The 6151-nt window shown below is 53.2% G+C and carries 8 protein-coding genes; 6 read left to right on the top strand and 2 right to left on the bottom strand.

All coding sequences use genetic code 11. From position 1 onward, the window contains the following. The 5 genes from GOX66_RS25165 to GOX66_RS25145 all read left to right on the top strand — a co-directional run. Positions 1-849, top strand: an 849-nt coding sequence (locus tag GOX66_RS25165; RefSeq protein ID WP_170766606.1) for an IlvD/Edd family dehydratase, incomplete at its 5' end; no start/stop codon positions are given. After that, positions 735-1787, top strand: a complete 1053-nt coding sequence (locus GOX66_RS25160; protein WP_237212785.1) for a sugar kinase — start codon at positions 735-737, stop codon at positions 1785-1787. The genes GOX66_RS25165 and GOX66_RS25160, both read left to right, overlap by 115 nt. Next, on the top strand, positions 1784-2431 hold the full coding sequence (eda, locus tag GOX66_RS25155) for a bifunctional 4-hydroxy-2-oxoglutarate aldolase/2-dehydro-3-deoxy-phosphogluconate aldolase (protein WP_170766604.1): 648 nt from the start codon (positions 1784-1786) through the stop codon (positions 2429-2431). The genes GOX66_RS25160 and eda overlap by 4 nt, the downstream gene beginning before the upstream one ends. A 5-nt stretch (positions 2432-2436) precedes the next feature. Further along, complete coding sequence (locus GOX66_RS25150) at positions 2437-2826, top strand: methylglyoxal synthase (RefSeq protein ID WP_336509533.1); 390 nt, start codon at positions 2437-2439, stop codon at positions 2824-2826. Between the two features lie 32 nt (positions 2827-2858). Then, positions 2859-3347, top strand: a complete 489-nt coding sequence (locus tag GOX66_RS25145; protein WP_170766599.1) for a LysR substrate-binding domain-containing protein — start codon at positions 2859-2861, stop codon at positions 3345-3347. Between the two features lie 458 nt (positions 3348-3805). Here the strand turns inward: GOX66_RS25145 and GOX66_RS25140 are convergent, their stop codons facing one another. Both GOX66_RS25140 and GOX66_RS25135 read right to left on the bottom strand, forming a co-directional pair. Then, on the bottom strand, positions 3806-4345 hold the full coding sequence (locus tag GOX66_RS25140; protein ID WP_170766597.1) for a luciferase domain-containing protein: 540 nt from the start codon (positions 4343-4345) through the stop codon (positions 3806-3808). Between the two features lie 74 nt (positions 4346-4419). Continuing rightward, positions 4420-5328 carry an MBL fold metallo-hydrolase gene (locus GOX66_RS25135; RefSeq protein WP_170766594.1) on the bottom strand — a complete coding sequence of 303 codons (909 nt, stop codon included), beginning with the start codon at positions 5326-5328 and terminating at the stop codon, positions 4420-4422. Positions 5329-5475: 147 nt separating this feature from the next. On the opposite strand from GOX66_RS25135, the gene GOX66_RS25130 reads away from it, so the two are divergent. Next, positions 5476-6063, top strand: a complete 588-nt coding sequence (locus GOX66_RS25130) for a TetR/AcrR family transcriptional regulator (RefSeq protein WP_272871555.1) — start codon at positions 5476-5478, stop codon at positions 6061-6063. The last annotated feature ends 88 nt before the right edge of the window (positions 6064-6151 follow it).

Raw genomic sequence — 6151 nt, 5'->3', positions numbered from 1 at the left:
TGGTTCCTCCGTTTTCTTAACCATAACGGCGGACCACTTCAGAGGGGGAGGATCACAGAGTTGCTGGAAGCCGGATTACTGCCGCACCCAGATACTAAAGGCGCGAACGGAAAATCGATGGCCCAAAACTATACTGGGCAAACTGCCACCAACCGCGACGTCATCCGACCCGTAGTTGACCCTCTGCTTTCCAATGCAGGCTTTCTGAACCTCAAAGGCAATCTGTTTGACAGTGCGCTGATGAAAACATCCGTTATCGACGCAGAGTTCCGTCAGCGATACCTGTCAGATCCTGCAAACCCTGATGCTTTTGAAGGACCCGCAATCGTTTTTGACGGGCCCGAAGACTTTCACGCAAAGATCGACGACCCCGCTCTGAATATAGATGCAAACTGCATTCTGGTCATGCGGGGGGCCGGACCAAAAGGATATCCTGGCGGTGCCGAAGTGGTTAACATGCGGCCGCCGAGCTACCTGATAAAGCAGGGTATTCGCGCATTGCCTTGCATCGGAGATGGTCGGCAATCGGGCACTTCGGGATCAGCCTCAATCCTGAATGCGTCGCCTGAAGCCGCAGATGGCGGTGGCCTTGCATTTCTAAGAACCGGTGACCGAATTCGTGTGGATCTGCGCGAAAGAACGGTCAATGCGCTTCTTACGGCGCAGGAATTTGCCCAACGGCGCGAGCAGCTTGATGCCGACGGCGGCTACCCTGTCCCGGAGAGCCAGTCACCTTGGCAGGATATTTTCCGAAACACTGTTTCGCAGTTTTCGGAAGGCATGGTGATGAAAGGTGCTCCCGAGTACCAAGACATCGCGCGCAGGTACTCTTTGCGCAACAACCATTGAGCACTGGAATGGCTAAAATAGATCTCATTTGTGTCGGAGAACCCCTGTTCGAGCTGAGCAACGTCGGGCCGGGTCAATGGCAGTCTGGTATTGGAGGTGACATCTCCAACGTGGCAGTTGCGGCCGCGCGGCAGGGCGTGCGTTCAGCAATTGTGTCTTTTCTTGGTGATGATCCATTCGGTTCTGAGATTCGGAACTTCTGGAGCATGGAAGGCGTCAATGATGACTACGTTGAAACGCTGCCTGATGGCCAAACCGGTCTCTATCTCATCACTCACGACAAAGGCGAGCACCATTTTGAGTACCGCCGCGCCGGTTCGGCGGCATCACAGCTTGGACCAGAGCACCTACGCGACGCGATCTTTCAAAATGTCCCGATTGTCCATCTTTCGGGCATATCGCAGGCGATCAGCCAGACCGCTCGTGCGGCCACGGAAAAAGCTATTGAGAAAACAAAACTTAGCGGCGGACGGGTGTCTTATGATCCAAATCTACGATTAAAACTCTGGCCGCTACAGCAAGCCCGTCGGGTCATTCTGGAAACCATCAAAAAAGTGGACATTCTGCTGCCAGGACTCGACGATTCACGTGTTTTGACGGGTCTGGAACAGCCTGTCGACATTATCCGATATTATAAGGATCTTGGTCCATCGATCATTGCTCTGACTATGGGCGAAGAGGGTGTTCTGGTGTCCTTTCAGGATGAGGTGCGACACATTCCTGCGCCGAAGGTTGAAGCCGTCGATGCGAGCGGTGCCGGAGACTGTTTCGATGGCACATTTCTTTCGCAATTGATCGAGGGTCGCACTGTTTCAGAAGCCGCAATCTTTGCCGCCTCAGCAGCCGCCCTGTCCGTTCAAGGTCATGGGGCTGCAAAGTCGATCCCAAAACGTGAGGCTGTGCTTGCATTGCTTCAGCATGCGGGAGGCAAGATGTGAGCCATCATTCCCAACTAAAAAGCGAGCAAGTGCTGGAAATCTGCCGGCTATGTCCCGTCATCCCGGTTTTGGAAGTTGAACGCGCGGAAGATGCAGTCCCACTCGCGCAAGCGCTCCTAGCCGGTGGGCTCAGTGTGCTTGAAGTAACTTTGCGCACCGCTGATGCGCTAAAGGCGATCTCTGCGATGGCTACGATCAAGGATGTTGTGGTTGGCGCGGGTACTCTACGAACGCCGGAGGATGTTCGAGCGGCAAAGCAAGCGGGTGCGGCGTTCGGAGTATCGCCGGGGGCGACGGATTCTCTGTTAGCTGCTTGCGAAGCCGAGGATTTGCCGATCTTACCGGGTGCCGCCACCGCAAGCGAGGTGATGGCGTTGTTGGAAAAGGGCTACACGGCACAGAAATTCTTCCCCGCCGAAGCCAGCGGAGGGCAAGCCGCGCTCAAATCACTGGGTGGACCATTACCAAAGGCGATGTTCTGTCCCACGGGGGGGATCACTCCGCAAACCGCGAAATCCTACCTTAGTCTGAAAAATGTTATGTGTGTCGGCGGCTCATGGATTGCTCCCAAAGACTTGGTCGCCTCGAAAAACTGGAAAGAGATCGAGAGCCGAGCGCAACTGACCTCGCAACTCAAGGAATAGGGGTCGTGTCAAAACCGAAGCCCAAGAGCATTGCCCTGATCGCGCATGATCTGAAGAAGAAGATTCTTGCCACATGGGTTTTCAACAACCAAACCAAACTGAAACGCCACAAGATTTTTGCTACAGCGACGACTGGTGGCATTATTCAGGAGAGATGCCCTCAACTCCAGATCAACGTAACAAAGAGCGGTCCACTCGGAGGTGACCAGCAAATTGGAGCAATGATCGCAGAAGAACAGATTGATCTTTTGATTTTCTTCACAGATCCATTGTCGCCTCATCCCCATGACGTTGATGTCAAAGCCTTGAGCCGGCTTGCCGTTGTTTATGATGTGCCTATGGCCTGCAGTGGTGCGACTGCTGACTTGATTGCGGCCTCCGGATACCTGGACTGATTACCTCACGACCTATTTGTGAGTTCTTTCACATGTCCAAACGCAATTTGTTAGTCCAGTTTATTGGGCAAATGGCACTGGATCGAGTTAGGTATTGGGCGCTTTGTGCCTCTCCTCAGTATTTGGCCCAGCGTGGGGCACCGGCAGAGCCATCCGATCTGGTGGATCATGATTTGATCGCATTCAGAGATCAGGAGCCGCGTCCTCTCACCAGTACTGACGGCTCATCAGGAGATTTTGATCCCCGCGCGGCCCGCTGTCAGCTAACTTTTGACGATGGGCTCAGCCAAAAACTCGCCACTATGGCTGGAGCGGGTATTTCAATGAATTCGCTCTGGAGCGTCCACCGTGAATTGTCGGAAGGCAGTCTTGTTCAGGTCTTGCCAGACTATCGGGTGACTGACGCATCTGTGTTGTGGCTTGTCTATCCGAAAGCAAACGTCTTGTCCGCCAAGGTTCGGGTCTTCATGGATTTCCTGTTGGAGCGGATTGGAAAGCAGCCAAGTTGGGATAGCAAATAGGTGCTTCGGCGGGTTCATTTGTTGCTTGGGATTCTCTGAAAAGATGTGTCGCAAACTTTTGGAACGGCCAGAGTCAGCGACTTACTGGACACACCTGTCCTGCGATCTCGGCAAATAGCCGAAAGCCAGACGTCGCGGTGCTGTGGAATTGCCCCTCGGATCATGTTGACGACCTCGATGCCATCCAAAGTAGCCGAGGCGGATCTGAACGATTTGAACCCGCACATGTGCCGGAGGTTGTGATGGAATGGACATCCCCTGATCTCTCCTCTGGTGGGTATTGGAGATGGAAGCCATCACAACCAGTAAATAGACCTTTGAACCACGTTGGCTGGCGGCACGTGCCGTTCGCCAATTCGGACTAGACCTACGTTCGCGCCGCAGCAGTGGTTCGGATCGAGCCCATAACGACTGACTCTTGGTCCTGCAGCGAATGTCTAAACTTTGATTAGGCTGTTTCACCGTCTAAGCTGTCGACCTGTCACGAATTCGTAGGACTGTTCGACCAGCCAGATTACCACGTCAAGTTCGTCTCTGTTCGTCGGGGTGAAGATCATGACAAAGCCCTCCCACCCTTCTCGCTCCGTCGACCATGGATGCGCAACAGCCCAGCCGGATTGTATTGCCGAACGAGCCAAATCCTGGTCAAGAGATGCGTGAAGACTGCCGTCTGGATGAAGATGCGCAAACTCTCGTCCACCAACGATGACCTCGGGATGCGCAAGAGCTACGTCATCTTGCAACTGGAATCCCACGGCGCCGGGCAGCGAAACGCGCGTGGCTCCAAGATCGACCCCAGCCAATTCGCTTACGTGCGCCAGCAATGCCTCTGACAACTCCGGCACCGCGTCGACGCCGATCTGGACATGCGGAACCCCATTCGTGGTTTGTGGGATCGGAGTCTCACGGATCGGCAGGACTTCGGCCATGGCAGCAGCGGACACGACCACCATCATGAAAAGCGACGCGAATACGTTTTTCGTTTGAGGGATTAACATAATTTTTCAACTTTCCGCGGGACAGAGGACACTCCCAGCCAGTGTAACGGCTGGAAGTGACGATTTGGCTTAGATCAACTTTCCGGAACCCACGGGTATGGACCCATCCACAGGTCAAGCATGACTCGCATGATGCTTAGCTCTAGCCAGTCGTCATAGTGAGCCCAGTGCTCGTATTGGGGCAACTTGACCGTTTTTGGAATCGCAAAAGCCTCTGTGCCCTTTTCAAATTCCGCAAAGATGGCGTTACGCACGTCAGAAATGAATTGTTGTTCTTCTTGAACATGGGCTTTTGTGCAGCCACCAGGAACTTCCTCCGCAGGAAGCTCGTTGTGCGAGCAGACCGCAACATCGAAATCAAGCTCAAGAATTTCACCCAGCGTGCGTTCCCATTCGCCGATATTGAAATCTGGGACAATAGAGAACATCACGCGATTGGGTGTAACCAAGTCGGCTATGTAGGCTGTACGTGTCTCAGGAAGAGTAAACACAGTCATGCCAAGGCCGTGATTGAGACCAAGATAGTGGAGTTCGATGGTGCTATCACCAAGGGTAATTTCGTGCTTGTCGCCTTCCCAAATTACGTTGGGCGGAGAAGTATCTCGCCCGGGATTTGCTTCAAGCCAGGCTCCAGCCATTTCATGCATAACTGTTTGGGCACCAACTTCCTGAAACACCTTGCCCCCACTGGAATGGTCCCAATGGTTGTGGCTATGGAAGGCATATTTTATCGGCTGATCGGTCACTTCACGGATGGCTGCAAGTAGGGCCTGCGCGTGTTCGGAATTCACTGTTTCAAATACAGCGACGCCTGCATCTGTCACCATAAACATTGAATGATAACCATTGCCTCCGCCGAAGCTGTAAACGCCAGTCGCAATCTCGTTGGTGTAAGCGAGGGGTTCTTCGGCGTGAAGTGTTATTGTCGACCCTATCGACAACAGCGCAGCAACAGCAAGTGATCGAATACTCGTTCGTTTCATGTGTCTCTCCTCCAGTTGTTTTAGTGAGGTTCTTGTTGCAAGCCGATTGCCGCTTTATAGTACAAAATGTACTGCTATGCAACACAATGTACTATTGCGAGACATTGTGTTTAACAAACTCCGATTTTTAGCTTATTGATCAGAGCCATGGACAGATCGCCCGACCCCCGTTTGCACGCTACGCGCGCGCAGGCCCTCCAAGCAGCCCTTGCGTTGCTGCAAGAAAAAGGATTGCTGGCGGTAACTCATGCCGCGATCAGCAATACGACGGGAATTTCCCGCAGCACACTCTATCGGCACTGGCCCAAAGTTGACGACTTAAGAAACGCTGCGATAGCACGGGCGGCAACGGGACCAAACAGTCAAGCGCGCACAAACGGCCCTCTGAAGGCCGATCTGACCTGGATACTTGGGAATCTGATGACCGCGCTAACCGAATCCCCGTGGGGAAAGATTGCACCGCAGGTCATCGCCGTTGCAGCAACAGAAGAACAAACACGCGGCCTGTTGCGAAACTGGATCAAGGATCGAAGCGCAGATGTGGAATCGGTTTTCCTTGCGGCCATAGAGAGGGGCGAGATCAGCAAAGAAGCTCCAATCCCTCAAATTGTTGAAGTGGCAATTGCGGTTCCTTACTTCCGGAAATTTGTAGCTGGTCTTCAACTAGATCACGACTGGTTGGAAGCACATGTCGACATGATATGCGAGTTGGCGGTGAGACATCCGAACCAGTAAGCGCTGTACAAAAAACATTTGATTTTGTTTTCTGGTTTTGAAGGTGTAGACGCCCCCGCTGGCCTCGATGTGCCATTGTGGGTTTGCA

Origin of the sequence: Ruegeria lacuscaerulensis, assembly GCF_013031245.1 — a bacterium.
In the GTDB taxonomy this organism is placed as follows: Bacteria; Pseudomonadota; Alphaproteobacteria; order Rhodobacterales; family Rhodobacteraceae; genus Ruegeria; species Ruegeria lacuscaerulensis_C.
This window is presented reverse-complemented; position numbering and strand designations above follow the sequence as displayed.